Origin of the sequence: Bombilactobacillus mellis (assembly GCF_000967245.1) — a bacterium.
Taxonomy (GTDB): Bacteria; Bacillota; Bacilli; order Lactobacillales; family Lactobacillaceae; genus Bombilactobacillus; species Bombilactobacillus mellis.
The window spans coordinates 65,118-81,550 of record NZ_KQ033878.1 but is presented as its reverse complement, the minus strand read 5'-3'; the positions used below and the strand labels follow the sequence as shown (position 1 = coordinate 81,550).

General features: G+C 37.3%; 10 protein-coding genes. 8 read left to right on the top strand and 2 right to left on the bottom strand.

From position 1 onward, the window contains the following. Positions 1-5: 5 nt before the first annotated feature. Complete coding sequence (locus JG29_RS04610; protein WP_174788910.1) at positions 6-713, bottom strand: ABC transporter ATP-binding protein; 708 nt, start codon at positions 711-713, stop codon at positions 6-8. 521 nt (positions 714-1,234) lie between these two features. Between JG29_RS04610 and JG29_RS04605 the strand changes: the two genes are divergently transcribed. The 4 genes from JG29_RS04605 (at position 1,235) to JG29_RS04590 (ending at position 12,586) form a co-directional block, all read left to right on the top strand. Then, the gene (locus JG29_RS04605) at positions 1,235-5,509 is read left to right on the top strand and encodes a hypothetical protein (RefSeq protein WP_045922793.1); all 4,275 of its coding nucleotides are present in this window, start codon (positions 1,235-1,237) and stop codon (positions 5,507-5,509) included. Positions 5,510-5,907: 398 nt separating this feature from the next. Continuing rightward, positions 5,908-6,357 carry a hypothetical protein gene (locus JG29_RS04600; protein ID WP_198139896.1) on the top strand — a complete coding sequence of 150 codons (450 nt, stop codon included), beginning with the start codon at positions 5,908-5,910 and terminating at the stop codon, positions 6,355-6,357. An 88-nt stretch (positions 6,358-6,445) separates the two neighbouring features. After that, the gene (locus JG29_RS04595) at positions 6,446-10,831 is read left to right on the top strand and encodes a hypothetical protein (protein WP_156961626.1); all 4,386 of its coding nucleotides are present in this window, start codon (positions 6,446-6,448) and stop codon (positions 10,829-10,831) included. A 333-nt stretch (positions 10,832-11,164) separates the two neighbouring features. Further along, a complete protein-coding gene (locus JG29_RS04590) occupies positions 11,165-12,586 on the top strand; it encodes a nicotinate phosphoribosyltransferase (RefSeq protein ID WP_045922791.1) in 1,422 nt (473 codons plus the stop codon). A gap of 30 nt (positions 12,587-12,616) precedes the next feature. Here the strand turns inward: JG29_RS04590 and mscL are convergent, their stop codons facing one another. Continuing rightward, positions 12,617-12,994, bottom strand: coding sequence for a large conductance mechanosensitive channel protein MscL (gene mscL / locus JG29_RS04585; RefSeq protein ID WP_045922790.1), 378 nt, complete (start codon positions 12,992-12,994; stop codon positions 12,617-12,619). 541 nt (positions 12,995-13,535) lie between these two features. On the opposite strand from mscL, the gene JG29_RS04580 reads away from it, so the two are divergent. The 4 genes from JG29_RS04580 to JG29_RS04565 all read left to right on the top strand — a co-directional run bounded on the left by JG29_RS04580 (position 13,536) and on the right by JG29_RS04565 (position 16,224). Continuing rightward, on the top strand, positions 13,536-14,228 hold the full coding sequence (locus JG29_RS04580; RefSeq protein ID WP_052696311.1) for a PAS domain-containing protein: 693 nt from the start codon (positions 13,536-13,538) through the stop codon (positions 14,226-14,228). Positions 14,229-14,347: 119 nt separating this feature from the next. Beyond that, positions 14,348-14,848, top strand: a complete 501-nt coding sequence (locus tag JG29_RS04575; protein WP_045922788.1) for a hypothetical protein — start codon at positions 14,348-14,350, stop codon at positions 14,846-14,848. After that, positions 14,841-15,287, top strand: a complete 447-nt coding sequence (locus tag JG29_RS04570; protein WP_045922787.1) for a RusA family crossover junction endodeoxyribonuclease — start codon at positions 14,841-14,843, stop codon at positions 15,285-15,287. The genes JG29_RS04575 and JG29_RS04570 overlap by 8 nt, the downstream gene beginning before the upstream one ends. Continuing rightward, a complete protein-coding gene (locus JG29_RS04565; protein WP_045922786.1) occupies positions 15,280-16,224 on the top strand; it encodes a hypothetical protein in 945 nt (314 codons plus the stop codon). The genes JG29_RS04570 and JG29_RS04565 overlap by 8 nt, the downstream gene beginning before the upstream one ends. The last annotated feature ends 209 nt before the right edge of the window (positions 16,225-16,433 follow it).

Sequence of the window (16,433 nt, the reverse complement as noted above, 5' to 3'; positions counted from 1 at the left end):
CCTAACTACCATTCAATTTGTTCTACCGGTGTCGGCGTCGGATTAAGTTCGTCTTTTTTAATCTGTCCGTCCGCCAATTCTAAGATATGATCGGCCATCGGTTTAATCATTTGGTTATGCGTAACTATAATGACGTTTTTATTTTGTGAATGACAAAAATCCTGCAAGAGTTTGAGGATTTTTTTACCTGTGTGATAATCCAGCGCTCCGGTGGGCTCATCGCAGAGCAGTAAGGCGGGATTTTTGACGATAGCCCGCGCAATTGCAACCCGTTGTTGTTCACCACCGGATAATTCACCGGGAAAATTATTTTGGCGGGTGTGAAGACCTACAGCTTGTAAGATGTCATCAATTGCTGCTGGTTGAGAAACTAATTCTGCAGCTAGAGCTACGTTTTCACGGGCAGTCAAATTAGGTAATAAATTATAAAATTGAAAAACAAACCCGACAGCACGGCGGCGAAAGGCGGTTAACTGGCGATAGTTATAATGAGAAATATCTTCATTATTAATCCGAACAGAACCGGCAGTAATAGTATCCATTCCCCCTAAAATATCTAACAAAGTTGATTTGCCGGCACCTGATTCGCCGACAATGATTGTTAATTCACCAGCGTTTAAAGCAAAGGTCAGATCATTATTAGCCCGAATTTCATTATTTTGACCACGATTGTAGATTTTAAAAACATGCTTCAATTCAATATATGCCATAATTACTCCTCTAATAAAAAAACCTAACTGTAATTTGTAGCTGCAACCTTTTAATTAAGGAAAGTCTTACTTTTATTTTAATAAGAGAAGCGAGGTTAATAAACTAAAAGAACTTTTAAACTAAGTCCTGACTGACTAGCGTTATTTTAGCATAAAAATTTCTGGTAGCGGTTGCTTATTAAATACGAGTTTAAAAGAAGATCAGCAAATAAAAATCGCGGTAGGCTGATTTAAACTACTAAAAAGTGATGCTTTAATTTAGGTATACACAATTTAGATAATGTTTTCTACTGCTCATGAAAATTATGTAAAAAAGTCATAATGATATTTATTAATTGCGAACATCCGCAATTTTATGAATCATACAGCTAAAATTAAAACTACTAGCGGCTAAAATGAAAAAATTATCAGCATATTAGCATCATTTTCGTAAAATTGATGTTACTATTTATGTAAATAAAAAACTTTCATAAAATCAATATCAATATTTACGAAATAGATTTTGCGTGGGAGAGGCAAAAGATATGAATAATCGGAAAATATTAGAGTATTGTTTGATGGTTTTTGCATTTTTCGTGGGACTTTTGGTTGTGAATAAGCCAGTATTTGCAACAAACAGCGATAATTATTCCACACCATCAGACACACTTACTGCAACTAGTATTCCTAACTTATCGGGAACTAAAACTACTTCTGAACTGGTCAAGCCACAGATGCCCGTATTGCCAGTAGATCCCAAACTACGGGATGCGGGCGTGACTGATTCGTATTTAGACTCATATAAAAATAGCAGTGGACCACAGGATTTAATTTTAACAGCAGACGGGCAGGGCGGTTATACGGCTACGGTCTATACCGCTAAGGGATTTTTAGAAGCTATTTTTGATCCTGCTAGTTCGGGTACGCTGAGTTCTACGCAAATAGATAACCCTAATTCATTAACACTTGAACAACAGAATAGCGCCGGGTACTCAATGAATTGTTATGATAAGGGAGGCCCTAACGGTCCAAACGGTTGGAAGCATTATTTAACGGCTAATGGTGGTTCGAATTTAATTGGTCAGCTGCATAATCGCCAAAATACAACAGCAGTTTCAAAAATTCATAAAATTCTTTTGAAAAATAATATTGATCTTTCTACACTAGATGCGAATACTGCTGCTGATTATCAGATTAATGTTAGTACCCCTGATAGCAATGGAATTATGAGTGCTCCTGGTTACGATTGGAATAACGTCTGTATTAGACATGATAACCTAGACATTGATGGTGAGAACCATATTTTAAATATGGGTTATAATGATCTAGCTTTAAGAGGATATAACTTTTATGGGGCAGAAGTAAATCCTAATAATGACTCAACAAAGGATACCTTACCATATAAAGAAGATTGGACCTTGGAAAATATGAATACGTATGGTACTTCATATTGGGGGGTTATTAGTTGTAATACCGGAATTTCTGCTAATCGTATAATAGCGCAGACGGGAAAAGATCCAGATACTGGAAATAAGGTTATAGACCCTAAGACAAAAAAATATGTTGTTCCAGGTAAAAATTCTTATGCAGATGGAATAAATGGCGGTTATACCTGGATCACTTATAAAAATATTAACTATACAGGATCGCAGTTTTCTTGGACTAGTGATCGCCATGTGGCTGGCGCAACGATTTCGGGTACGGTGAATGCGCAATGTGTTTATTATTATGCGGATCCTTTAAGGCCAAATAACTATTGGGTTACAGAAGGTCCAGGAAATCAACAAGTATTTGAAGAAGATCGAATTGAATTTGCTCCGGATTGTAGGTTTACCGGCTCTACTTATAATGGAGATGCCTTAGAGTTAACGGGAACAGCAACTTTAGATGATGGAGCAATAGTTAATCTTTATCCCCATGGAACAAGTGCAGAGCATTCAAACAATGATGGTATTAATCATGGGTTATATTTTAAGAGCGATATGCCAGGGAAATTATTACTAAAGGGCGCATCTAAACTGAATATCCATTGTGATGATCATGATGGTAATGATTTAATACAGAATGATGGTACCTATAAACCTGGTGCTTTTCCTTCAGGAGGTAGTATAGCTCACAATGCTTTTCCGCAACCAGCCTCAGCTATTTTGATGAGTAATGCAAATTCTAACATTACTTATCAGGCCTCTAATAATGGTAAGTCCTCACCGGAAATTAATATAGATAGCGATGGTCCGATCTCTAAAAATGCTTCCTTAGTTCATTTTGCTGGTGGTAAAGTGACACTAGAACGGGGAAAATTTAGTATTCAATCCAAAAATTTAAGTAAAGTGATTAATGGTCAATCTGTCGGCTATAATACGATGGGTTGGGGTAACCACACTAACGGTCTAATGGCGATTGGCGATCAGGCTAGTGTTGATGTTAAGACCGGCGGTGATTTCAGTATTGCGGCAAATGACGATGACCAGCCAATGTGCTTATTGTATGCTCCCGGTAGCTTGAATGTTAACATTATGAATCCGAAAAATGTCAGTCTTGATTTACGGGGAAACAAGAATGTTTTGGGTGCAGATGGCGATTCACCCGGACTGACTGAAAATAGCGCCTTGGTATCTACTAATGGTCAGGCTAAAATTAAGGCTTATAACACGCGTATTTCGGCCTGGGGTGACAATACTAAGCCCCCTGGGATAAGTAATATAGGATTGGCAGACAAAAAATCCACAAGTAAAACGGTCAGCATTGGTATGGGGGATCCTACTCAACCATTGGCAAATTCCAATACTAAAGGCGTAACCGTTAAGAATCCTTTGCGGGCGCAGGAAGTAATCTTGCCGTTTTCCGGTAGTGGAATTAATTTCACTGCCTATCTGACTGACCCGAATAATAATGTTATTCAAGCCCCTAAAGCTACAACCTTGGATTATTTAAATGCTGCAATGGCACAAATGAATGGCAAAGAATTCCGGTATATTCGATTGTCCGATTTGCCAGGAGCGGACTTAAATTTGGATGCTGATTCACAAACTTCTTTACCACTGCAACCAAATCAACGAATAATAAATGGCAAGGTTCAAGGAGATCATTGGCTTAATACTAATGAACCGGAAAAACCGGAAGATGCCTTTACGCCCCATCCGCCATTACTCAGAGTTCAAGTGCAACGTAGTGACGGGACGAAAATTGATCTCGGCACGGAAGTTAATAAAAACGCGGCTCAGCAAAAATCTAACACTGATCCTACAAATACGGACGTAACAGAAGTAACCCCCAGCTTATTAACTCGTGATAATGAAACGGGCAATTTGGAAGTAAATACAGCTACTGGACTAGGGAAAAAGATTGACCCTACCAGTAATCCACAACCGCATTATCTCAAGGATTCTGATGTCACTTGGGATGGCGGTACTTGGGATCAGCAAAATCAGGACAACCATAGTTTTAAGTATGACTTGTTAAAACTAATTAAACAATATAATGATGCACATCCTGATAAGCCGCTGAATTTAAAGTCTACGGATAAGATTTTAACTAGTGTCGTTACTAACTATCAGTCTTCACCTATCTCGACTACTAATATTAATAAACTGTATTTACAGCCGGGTGCTCCGAAAGAATATCTTATTGGTGATTCCATAACCGATATGCCTGTGCAATATTTAGCAAACGATGATGCGGCTTCTAAAATTACGATTAATGGTACCATTGCTAAACCTGGCGGCGGCAGTCCTGAATCCTTTGTCCAAACGATTACTCCTATTCAACACAATACCTTGACTTCCGCTAATTTGACGCTGCCAGCAGATGCTACCAGTACTAGTGGTGATTATACTGTCACTTTCAATGGTAAAGACGATCAGCAAAATTCCAGTCAATCAGATGCTTTGCAATGGACTTATCATGTCAGCAACCTGCCCCGTTATAGCGGCAATAAGAACATTGTAGATAAAAATCAAACACCAATCAGCCAACAAAAAAAGATTGTTAGTGGCTTAGACTATGACCTAATTACAAAATTTGCTCCGAAAAATCCTAATCTTCCTAGTCCGGGTAATGCTATTAAGATAACTAAAGATGCTACTGCAAATCCAAGCGAAAGCAATTATAATCTCTATTCCGAGACAATAACGGCGACGTATACAGATGCGCAGGGCTCTCATAGTCAGAGTTTACCTTTTAGTTATGATAAGGTATATCATGCAACAGACTTTTGGAGTGATCAGGCTAGTTTTCCGGCAGGAACAACTTTTGCGATTAAGCGCAAACTGAGCATTCCACAAAATGATCCCGGAACCAATATTCGCATTAATTCTGATTCTTTAATATCTATCGCTGATGATAGTAAAGAAACTACTTTAGCTACCAGCAATGCTTTGAATTATAATAGCAGTGGTTCTGTGGTTTTAACCACAACCGGCGTCATTGATTATGGAAATCGGATCTTACCGCTGAAAAGGGGCAGTATCTTAAAAATTGACAAGAATAAGAGTCAGAATTTAAGTGTGAAGGTAACTAATAATACAACTGAATCCCAAAAAATCAACCTGACAGCGCAACTTAGTCCAGAGTTAGATGATGTGTTTAGTAATAACTTGAATTATTTAAGCAGTAATAGTTATCAGCCTTTGGCAGGAGAGCCCGTGAATGTTTATTCGACGGATGCCTTAGCAGCGAATAATGGGAAAGATATTACTGCCGACTGGTTTCATGAAAATGACCAGATCGCTGGCCCAGAGTTAAAATTTAACTCGCTGCCCAATGTCAGCACAGGAACTCATAAAAGTCAAATTACTTGGACACTGACAGTAGGTCCTTGATTTAGAAGGTTTCTGTAACAAATACAGCTCGCAATTAGTGCGGGCTGTTTTTTGCGTTCAAAAATATTCAGACAAAGTTTCATAAATAAAAACACCTGCTTAATTAGCCAAAAGAGTTTATTCATATTCTTTCTTTTTGTTTGTGCTACAATAGTAGCGGTTTTTGATATTTTTATAGGAATAATAGTTAAAAGCCTAATTTTGGCAGACAATGCTAATATAGCTAATGGGACGGGAAATTAGCGTTTTTGGCAGTTTATTCATGAAAATTATTGAACATTTTATCCTTTAAGGGTTTAAAAAATTTCAAAACTTGTTATATTATAGAATTGTAAGGATAAAAGAATATTAATTGGGGGGTCCTTCTGATTAAAATTTTTATTGATATTATTTCATTATTGGGTGACTGGCTCTTATTTACTTTTCCTATGTATCAGGGCTTGATGGAATTAGTTGAGTATCGGAACTTATTTGATAAGTTTGATCTCTACAGCGAACAATCTGTCAAAGTTTCTCCTTGGTATTGGTTACTGCCACCGCTCAAATTATACCTGGAAAAATACCGCGCTTTAAAAATTCTGAAAAAGTTTGTAGATAATGAACAAGAATACCGTACTTTAATGAGTTTTAGTGATAAAGCTACCGCTTGGTATTTTGTTTCTGTAGGGGGCTGGTTTAAAACCCTTTCCAGTATCTACGAGGTTTTGGAAAACAATCACGTGCCTTATTTTGGCTGGAGTTTTATAATTTTGGCCCTGATAGCTACAGTAAGCGGTTTCTTCTCAGCTACATATCGACTGAGTCAACGACGTCAACATAAGATTTTAAAAAAGTTCCAGCAATATTAAATTAAGGAATTTTGGAAATAAATTTTTTGAGAAATAGGCGATTTAAATGAAGAAAAAAAGAATAATTCAGTTTTGTTTTTTTGCCTTGATGTTAGGTCTAAGCGTTTTCATATTTGCTAATAAAACATTAGCAGCTGATAAACAGAATACAAATAACAATACTACAGTATCGGAGAATACTATCAATCCGATCAAAGCCACTAGTGTTGCTTCTTTGCAAAGTGGAAAAAGTAATACAGTGGTAAAAAATACTCCTAATATGCCGATATTTCCAGTATCACAGAAATTGGTAAAATCAGGAGTTACTGATCCATATTTAAATGCATATACTAATTATGATAATGGCGAAGTATTACCAATTGAGAAGCAGGATTTAATCATGGAGTCTGACGGTAATGGTGGCTATATAGCTCATATTTATAATACTAAGGGCTTTTTTGAAGCCATTTTTGATCCTGCTAATCCTGCTTTTCCGATGAATTCAAAGGATCCTAATGGATGGGCAAGTTATCATAATGGTGCTTTATATTCTAATTTAAACGTTACTCCTCGTCCCCTTTCGAAAATTCATAAGATTGTTTTCGAAAATAATATTGATATGGATGTGGTTGATAGTGACACCGCACTTAATTATGAAATTAATACAGTTAGACCTGATCTTATGTCCGGTAGTGCTGCTAAAACTGGCAAAGGTAACGATTCTATTAACAGCAACAATAATCATAGAGGCGGATATGGAAACTATAATTACATTTATACTCGACATGATAAGCTTACTATTGATGGACAGAATAAGTATTGGCTAAATAGTGGCTATAATAATATTGCACTTAATGGTACCGCTAATAATAGTAATCCATATAAAGAAGATTGGACTTTAGAAAATATGGACACATATGGTACTTCTTATTATGGTATTGTAAGTGCTAATGTTGGCAAAGCTTCTAATTATTTACGAGCACGTGCTAATCCTGGAGATAAAGATCCTGATGACAATACTAAAACATTAACTCAATCGGATATTGATACTGCAAAAGCTGGTGGCAATGGTGGCTATACTTGGTTGACTTTTAAGAATATGACCTATACTGGTTCACAACTTTCATGGACTTCTGGAAGTAGAGTTGCCGGAACTACCATTTTAGGCAATGTCACTTGCCGTTCTCTTTTCAGTTATACAGAACCAGGCATTAATTCTAACTATTTATGGCAGACAGACAGTAGTGGCAATCAGCAAATTTTTCAAGTGGATCGTATTATTTTTGGAAAGGATTCTCATTTTACTGGCGCTACTTATAATGCAAATGCTATAGAATTAAGTGGTAGCGCGTCTCTGGAACCTGGAGCAAAGGTAGATTTATATCCACATGGTAATGCAGGAATAGGAAGTGGTCCTGAAGATGTTGATATGTCATTAGGTTGGGGTTTTCAATTTTACAGTAATAGTAATCCATCATTAGATTTATATGGTGATTCTCAGTTGAATATTCATTGTGATAATCATGATGGTAATGATTTAATAACCCCAAGTAAGGATGGCTCTTCAGCAACTTGGCAACCAGGAGTTACTATTGCGCAAGAACAAGCAGCAGGAATAGGTACCAATGCCTCACATCAAATCTCACCTTCTACTGCTGGTGCTTTAGATATGGAGGGTAGTAAATCTAGTATCACTTACCATGAAACTACTGAAGTTACTGATGGTACTAAGAAAATATTGTCACCAGAAATTAATATCGAAGGTAAAGGACCGATTTATGGTAATCATCCATTGGTTAACTTTGGTGGTGGTAATGCCCAACTGTCTCATGGTAAATTCAGTATTAAAGCGACGAATTTAAATAATCAAGAAGATGTAAATAATAATAATAAAATAATTCATTATACAAATAATAGTAGTTCTGGTACTGGTGGATTAATGGCTGTTACTGGTTCTAATACGCGTATTGAAGTTAAAACTGGTGGTGACTTTAGTATATCAGCTTCTAATCATAAGGATGATGATGTAACCGGTTCTCCAGTTAATCTGTTGTATCTTGGTAGTGGCGCACTAATTAATTTAATGAACCCTAAAAATGTTAGTCTAGATTTAAGAAACAATAATGATCCTGACAGTGCCTTAGTATATGCCTATGGTAACCAATCTAAAATCTATGCTTACGATACTCGTGTTCAAGCTTGGGGTGATAATAAACTGGATGGTAATGGTAACGGTGTTAATCAAACTGAGAACAATAGTAAAATAGCAGGTTATGTACCTTCTGGTATAGATTATAAATATAATCAAATAATTAGCTTAGGAATGGGAGACAAAAGTGATCCGAATAACAACGGTGGAAAATGTACACCTGATCCTATTCGAGCACAAACCCTGACATTACCCTTTAATCGTTATGCAATAGATTTTACCCAATATTTAACCCAACCAGCAAAAAATGTAATTCAGGGGCATAAAACAGATTTAGATTTATTAAAAGCAGCTATGGTTCAAATGAATGGAAGAGAGTTCCGGTATGTTCGTCTTTCCGACTTGCCTGGTCCAACTGTGGATGATGTTGATAAGGTTTGTGTACCTGGTACTGATATTACACAAAGAAACATTACAGGAAAAGTTGGTGGTGATTATTGGGCCAATGATGATGAATCTGATAAAACTTTATTTAGTCCGGTTCCACCGTTACTCAGAGTGCAGCTCAAGCAAAAGGATAGTAAGTCTCCTGTAGATTTAGGAACAGAGCCTAATAGTAATGCTGCCCAAGAAAAAACTAATACTGATCCTCAAGATACGAGAGTTACAGAAGTTACGCCTAATCCAATCGATAGTAATAGAAATGTTAGAACAGATACCGATGGTAATTATATGATCGGTACAAAGGTTACTACTGACGGTGATACCATTAACCCACAACCTAAATATTTAGACCCAAAGATAGTAACATGGGACAAAAATGGTTGGTCTAAGGATACCTCCAGTAGTGAAAATGATCCACAACACAGTTTTAGTTATAACTTACAAGATGTTATCAACAAGTATAATGACAATCATACAGACAAAAAAATAAGTTTGCAGCCTGGGGATCAAGTTCTTACAAGCGTGGTCACTAATTATCAAGAGACACCGGTTCAAAATACACGGTTTACTAATTTATACCTAAAAAAGGGTGATGAGCCAAAAACACCATTTCTTATAGGTGATAAAGTTACAATGCCTTTTCAATATATCGACACGAATACAGGAGCATATAAGCTTTTTCTTAGCGGAACTATATACAAATTAGTAAATGATGATGATGGAATTATTACAAGGAAGGAGGTTTGCACATTCAACAAACAGCAGGTGGATAGAAAACAATCTAATGGATGGGAAACTAATTCTTTGGATTTGCCAACAGAAACCACTTCAAAGCCAGGAGCCACCTCAGAGCCAGGTAATTATGTGGTTGAATTTTATGGGACTGATGACGTAGGTGATTCTGGTAATGCTGGTCCGGATGACCCTATATCTTGGCAATATACAGTTTCTAATTTGCCAAAGTACAATGGTAAAAAAGTTCTTAATGATCATACAACAGGTGATACAACAAAACCTGGCAACATTGTAAGTAATTTGCACTATACCGTAAAGACTGTTTTTGAAGCTGTGAATACTACTAATGGTACTCTATCTACGGTCATGTTTAATCATCCTGACACAATAGGTGATGGCATTGATAATAGCGATACAAATATTGAAGAGAATTCTGATTATACATTGACAGCGTCTTACAGTGACAACAAAGGTCAAATTACTAACAAACAGTTAGAATCTGATTTTAAATATAAGACCGACTATATACCAAAACAGTTTGGTATAAACCAAGGCACATTTCCAAAAGGGGTAAAGTTCACTATAACGTACAAAATATTGGTTAAGAAAAAAGCCAAGGATGATCTTGATAAACTTGTTAAAATTGGTGCCGATCAAATGTACTCAAAAGAAGGGGATAATAAAGTAGGCACCTTGTTAAGCACAAGTAATAGTATTGGATATAATTCAATAGGTTCTATCGTCTTAAACGTTAGCGGTGGTATTAACTATGGAACTTCTGCCTTGCCGCTCAATAAACAAAAAACTTTATTTATGAAAAAACAGTATCCAATAGTTAAGATAGAAAATGATACATCAGCTAGTCAACCAATTACTTTAACAGCCCAAGTAGATGGCGACACTAGTGGTCTTAATAGTCTTAATAATTGGTTATATTATAGAAAAACAAAGAATAATGATGATTCTGATACTCTTATGACAAATAAAGTAACTGTCTTTCATGACTCAGTTGGAACAAATGTTTCACAAAATATTTCAAGTAGTTGGTTTAATAATGATGGTAAACAAGTTACTGGTCCTATATTAAAATTAGGACAAAATTCCTCCCCAACTCCTGGAACTCAATATAATACGAAGATTACTTGGAATTTAACCAATTCTTTATAGTTAAAGCTTATTACCCTTTAAACAGTCCCGTTCGGGGCTGTTTTTTTTTCTATTTTTTGATTGATTAAAAAAGAGGCCAACTTAAATTTTATAACTGCCTATAACCAAGAACTAGTAGTCGTTGTCTCGTCTGAGCAGATGAATATCTTTAATAATACTGCATTAACATTATTTTTTACGGATAAAAAGAGTAAGACTAAATAAATAGTCTTTGCATTTTAACTGTAAAGCGTTATCATAGCTATGGCATCAGTATTATCACATTCCAATAATATTAATTGGGGACTCCTTGATTATTTGGAGTTAATGAGTAAATAAAGAAGGGATTTTCTCATGAAAAATTTAGCTTTACTGACTGATTTATACGAGTATTCAATGGCAAACGGGTTTCAGCATTATTTACCGCAAACGCGTGCTGTCTTTGATGTTTTCTTTCGTAAAGTACCTGATAAAGGTGGTTTAGTAGTCGCAGCGGGGTTGCAGCAGATAGTGGAACAATTACAGGATTTTAATTTTTCTGCTGATGATTTGGAATATTTTCGCAGTTTAAAGCTCTGGGATGAGGACTTTTTGCAATTTTTGGCAAATTTTAAATTGGAGTGCCAAATCTCTGCAGTGCCGGAAGGAATGCCGGTCTTTCCGCGTGAACCTTTGATTACAGTGAGCGGACCTATCGCACAGGCACAATTATTAGAAACTTTGATTTTGAATATTTTCAATCATCAATCTTTAATTGCTACTAAATCCCGACGGATGACCCAAGCCGCCCAAGGGAAACCGATTATGGAATTTGGCGCCCGCCGAGCGCAAGGACCTGATAGTGCATTGTATGGAACCAGAGCTGCAGTCATTGGGGGAGCCAGCAGTACTTCAGATGTTTTAGCAGCTAAAAAATTTCATATTCCGACTGCTGGAACGATGGCACATAGTTGGATTGAAGCCTTTCCTGATGAATTATCGGCTTTTCGTAAATGGGCTGCTCTCTATCCTGATAATGCTGCTTTACTAGTGGATACGTATGATGTTTTGCAATCTGGGGTTCCGCATGCTATTCAAGTATTTCAAGAATTGCAGGCACAAGGACATCAGCCTTTGGGAATCCGCATTGATTCCGGTGATATTGCTTCTTTGACCCAGAAATCCCGTGCCTTGCTGGATGAAGCGGGACTAACCTCAGTGAAGATTACTATTTCGAATGCCTTAGATGAGAATATCATCACTTCTTTACTACAACAGCAAGCACCGATTGATAATTTTGGCATTGGTGAGAAGTTAATTACCAGTTCTTCAGCACCTGTTTTAAGCGGGGTTTATAAACTAGCAGCCATTGAACAAAATGGCCAGTTAATTCCGAAAATCAAAGTCAGCAATGATCTGGCAAAATTAACCATCCCGGGTCCTAAAAAAGTCTATCGCCTGTATTATGAACATACTCAAGAAGCCTTTGCTGATGTGATTGCTTTGGCTGATGAAGATTTAATACATTCAGAACGAATTACTGTAGTTAATAGTAATCCTCTGCAATTGCAAAAGCCGGTAGTTTTGACTAATTTTGTTGCCCAGCCTTTATTACACCCGTTGGATTTTTCGCAAAAACACCCCGTACCGACAGATGTGTTTGCCATTCAAAGAACTAGTCAGCGCTGGCTAGATGAATTACCGATTGAAACTAAGCGTTTAACTAATCCGGATATTTATCCTGTCTATATGACTGAAGCTTTGAATAAATTACAGAAAGATCTCATTGCCCATTAAAAAAACCGCCTTGAACGGCGGCTTTTTAATTTATTGGTTGAGGTGTTGTTGATTATTTTTTAAGTAATCACGAATTTCTTCTAAGTACTTTTCTGACATCTGTTCCGGCGTTGGCTGAGCTGGCTGGTCTTGGGGATGATGTAATTTATTAATGCCTTTAACAATTAAGAAGACCACAAAAGCAATAATCAAAAATTCAATGATGGAATTGAGAAAATCCCCGATTTTAAATTTGCCGACAACAATGGATGACAGATCAATATGTCCTAAAAATAAACCAATAAACGGGTTAAGGATATATTTAGTTAAAGCGTTGACAATGTTATTAAAGGCACCCCCAATAATGACCCCGACGGCTAGGTCAATTACATTACCTCTAGAGATAAAATCTTTAAACTCTTTGAGCATCTTGAAACCTCCCATAATCCCTTGATATTAAGATTAATGTACTGATATCTGCTGCATCTGTCAAGCATATGCGCTTTGTCGCCGACATCAAAAAATTTTTCCTTTTTGAGCACAATAATTATTTAATTGGCGACCGCCACCGTTTTTGCGGCTATTTTTTTGTTATAATTACTTTGTAAAGCGTAGGGACGCTTTGCAAATTCTCTTTCTGCAATATCAACAAATTAATGGGGGGTGGCAACAATGTTTTCATGGATTAATATTGTTCAAGGTGCTTTAGCACTGGGCTCAGGAATTTTACAAGATATTGGTGGTTTCTTTAATTGCTTTAAATAGCATTCTTTGAGAAAATCACGAAAAACTCTTTTGTTGTTTCAACAACAAAGGAGTTTTTTCTTGTTCAAAATAGCAAAATCGCGGCTGATTTAATAAATTGTTCAATAAAAAACTTTTGTTTGTTTCTTTATTGTGAATTAAGTAGCTAATGCTTGAGAAGAAGTCTATAATGAGGTTAACTATAAGTACAAGGGAGGTTTTTATTTTGGCAAATTCAGACTTTGAGCAGGAAGATTTATCCAGTAATCATCCTTTGAAAACCACAATTCAAGGAGTAGATATGCAGGCCAGTGATTGGGTCGAACAAGCTGCAGCCCAAACTCAGGCTACTTGCGGAGATAATTATGTACAACTAGATCGGGGAATTTTAACAGCTGACCAATTAACTAATCTTTTGAATTCTTTACCGGGAAAATTGACTTTCGTGGATTCAAATAATCAATTTTTATACTATAATAATAGTCCGGAAAATCAAAAAAATCAGAAATTGGCGGTGCAAGTCGGCGATTCCATAGAGAATACCCATCCTCAGCAAATTTCTTCTTACGTCAAGCAGGTGATGCATGCTTTAAAAACTGGTCAAAGTGACCTTGTCAAAATTCCCTTGCCGACTAATAATCAAGAAAGCTATGTGGTTTATTTTTATAAAGCGGTCCATGATCAGGCGGGCAACTATGCCGGTGTCAATGAGTGGAGTGTCGATATTATGCCGTTGATTAACTGGTATTTACAGCAGACTGGACAAAAATTAGTACCCTCAAATTCCGCTCCTGCTGCCCCTAAACCGGATATGGATGCTTTAACCGGAGCTTCACAATCAGCTGCGAAGTCTCAGACTATTGACCCTGATGATCTTCCGGATAGTATTACGGGGGCTTCCACCCATCTGGATAAATAAGTTGTTTTTCATTAAGTGGCCCTTGAGGGCTATTTTTTATCAGAAAATTGGCGAGAAAAACTTTCGTTAAAATTGATTTTCCAGTATGATAGGACTAAAGAAGAAGGGGTGCGGAGATTATGTATCGGCCATATAAGTTAGGAATGATTCATTTTAGTGATTTATCGCAAAAAAGACTTCGAGATTGGCTGCTGCATTTGGCTAATCGTACCCAAGTAACCAAGGAATTGGGTATCGGGCGCAATACTCTCTATCGCTATTTGGACAAGATCAAAAAGGAAACCAGCAGTATTGAAGAATTATTTACTTTGCAGCAAGTGCAGACCTTGATCAAACTGGAAAATGCTGATTGGCAAAAGTATTTAACCCAAAAAGCTGATTTAGCAGCTAAAAAGGCGGCTAAAGCTGATTTAGATCATCAAGAAGCGCAATTAACCAAAACTTTGCATCAATATGGCTGGGGTGAGATTACCGACAATCTGGAATTTGCACAATTAATTGATTTACAGCAGGGCAGTGCTGAACAAAAACAGCAGGCGCGCGCAATTTTGCAGCGCTGGCCGGCTGCTAAACAAAAGAAATATGACAAATATCAAAAGCAGGTGCAAAATCATGAGTGAGTGGCAGGCAGTTATTCCGTTCGCGCCCCAAGCAACGCCGCGGCCGCAATTTAAATTTGTCAAAAACAGCGGCAATCGGGGCAAAGTAATTACTTATTATCCGACAAAATATACTGAATATATGCAGGCCGTCAAGGATTATCTGCTGCAACACCAGTTATATAATGATGATTTCTATCAGACTATTCAAAATCCTTATGGAGTTTTAATGGAAGTTATTTTTTATTTGCAAATTCCCCAACACCAAAAAACAGTGAAGAGTTTAATGCGCAAAACGGCTCCCGATATTGATAACTTGGAAAAGGCCATCATGGATAGTATTTTTAAAGATTTAGCTATTCGTGATAGTCGCATTGTCGGCATTAAGTCGCTGAAGCTCAATGAAAAAAAATTTCCGCGAACCGAAGTGCGTCTAATCGGGATTGATCAAGATGAATAATAATGATAAGCTGCTTCACTTACTGCAGGGAGAAGAACAATTACAAAAATTAATGCCCGAATATTTACAACAGCTGAAACAACAGACACAGCAGCGCCAGCAGACCCGCTTACTTGTAAAACAAGCCCATCGTCAATTGCAAAATCTCCAACGGCAAATCAAGCAGCAGTTAAAGAAAGCCGCCCAGCAAAATCACCAAGTACAACAACAGTGGCAGCTCATGCAGCAGCAGGCTATGTCCTTAGAGCAGCAGTATTGGGCACGCTATCATCAGCCTTGTAAATTATTCCAGGAGATATCCGCGCTGAATTTGGAAACAACAACCCTGAAGCAATTGGCGGTTTGGAGTCAAAACTTACCGACTGATAGTCAATTACCGCTGAAACTTTTTCAAAAACGGCTGCAAAAATTAGCAAACGCTACCTTATTAACCTCACAGCAGCAAGCTTATTTACGTACTAGTGATCTTCAGTTAGCCCAATTAATAAATTGTCTGAGCAGTTATACTCGATATCGCCAAGTTGCCTCTCGTAAAATAGCCCAAAAGTTAGAGCAGATTCAGCAAAATCTAACTCTGGCTGCGCTTTCCAGTAGTCCGACTTGGTGTCACACCCTCCAAAAAGTGCAACAGACTTTGACTACTTTGCCTGTTATAATGCCACCAAAAACCCAGCCGCTGTTGGCGGTAATTCACGCCATTAGAAAGCCCCAATATTATGTCAAGCGCGGCTATACCGTATTACAAGTAGTACAGCCGGTTTATGCTGCCTTAACCCGGTTACGACAAAATATAACTAATCAAGCACACTATCGGGGTATGAGTAATGCCTGGCAGAATTATCAACTAGCGATGCAGGATTTACGGCAATATTATCAAGAACATTATTGGCAAAGCGGCGGCACCCCGCATAATTTTCACGGTCATGATAACCGCTAAAAATTGATTTTAAAGCAGTAACCACTCTAAGAAGCTGGTTGCTGCTTTTTTATTAAGTCAGGCTCTTAGAGAGAGGATTTTTCCAGCGTTTGTGCAAATAATTGCAAGCGCTTTAATTGCATTACATGTGTAAGCGCTTTTAAAATGAAATTAGGCAATTAGTGGGAAAATAGGCGCATTTCCACTAAGAGCAAATAATCTGGCACGAT

What these genes read in the sequence shown, in the direction of transcription:
- JG29_RS04570 (WP_045922787.1), top strand. Translation starts at nt 14,841, where the DNA reads ATGAGTGAGTGGCAGGCAGTTATTCCGTTCGCGCCCCAAGCAACGCCG.
- JG29_RS04575 (WP_045922788.1), top strand. Translation starts at nt 14,348, where the DNA reads ATGTATCGGCCATATAAGTTAGGAATGATTCATTTTAGTGATTTATCG.
- mscL (WP_045922790.1), bottom strand. Translation starts at nt 12,994, where the DNA reads ATGCTCAAAGAGTTTAAAGATTTTATCTCTAGAGGTAATGTAATTGAC.
- JG29_RS04590 (WP_045922791.1), top strand. Translation starts at nt 11,165, where the DNA reads ATGAAAAATTTAGCTTTACTGACTGATTTATACGAGTATTCAATGGCA.
- JG29_RS04605 (WP_045922793.1), top strand. Translation starts at nt 1,235, where the DNA reads ATGAATAATCGGAAAATATTAGAGTATTGTTTGATGGTTTTTGCATTT.
- JG29_RS04595 (WP_156961626.1), top strand. Translation starts at nt 6,446, where the DNA reads ATGTTAGGTCTAAGCGTTTTCATATTTGCTAATAAAACATTAGCAGCT.
- JG29_RS04565 (WP_045922786.1), top strand. Translation starts at nt 15,280, where the DNA reads ATGAATAATAATGATAAGCTGCTTCACTTACTGCAGGGAGAAGAACAA.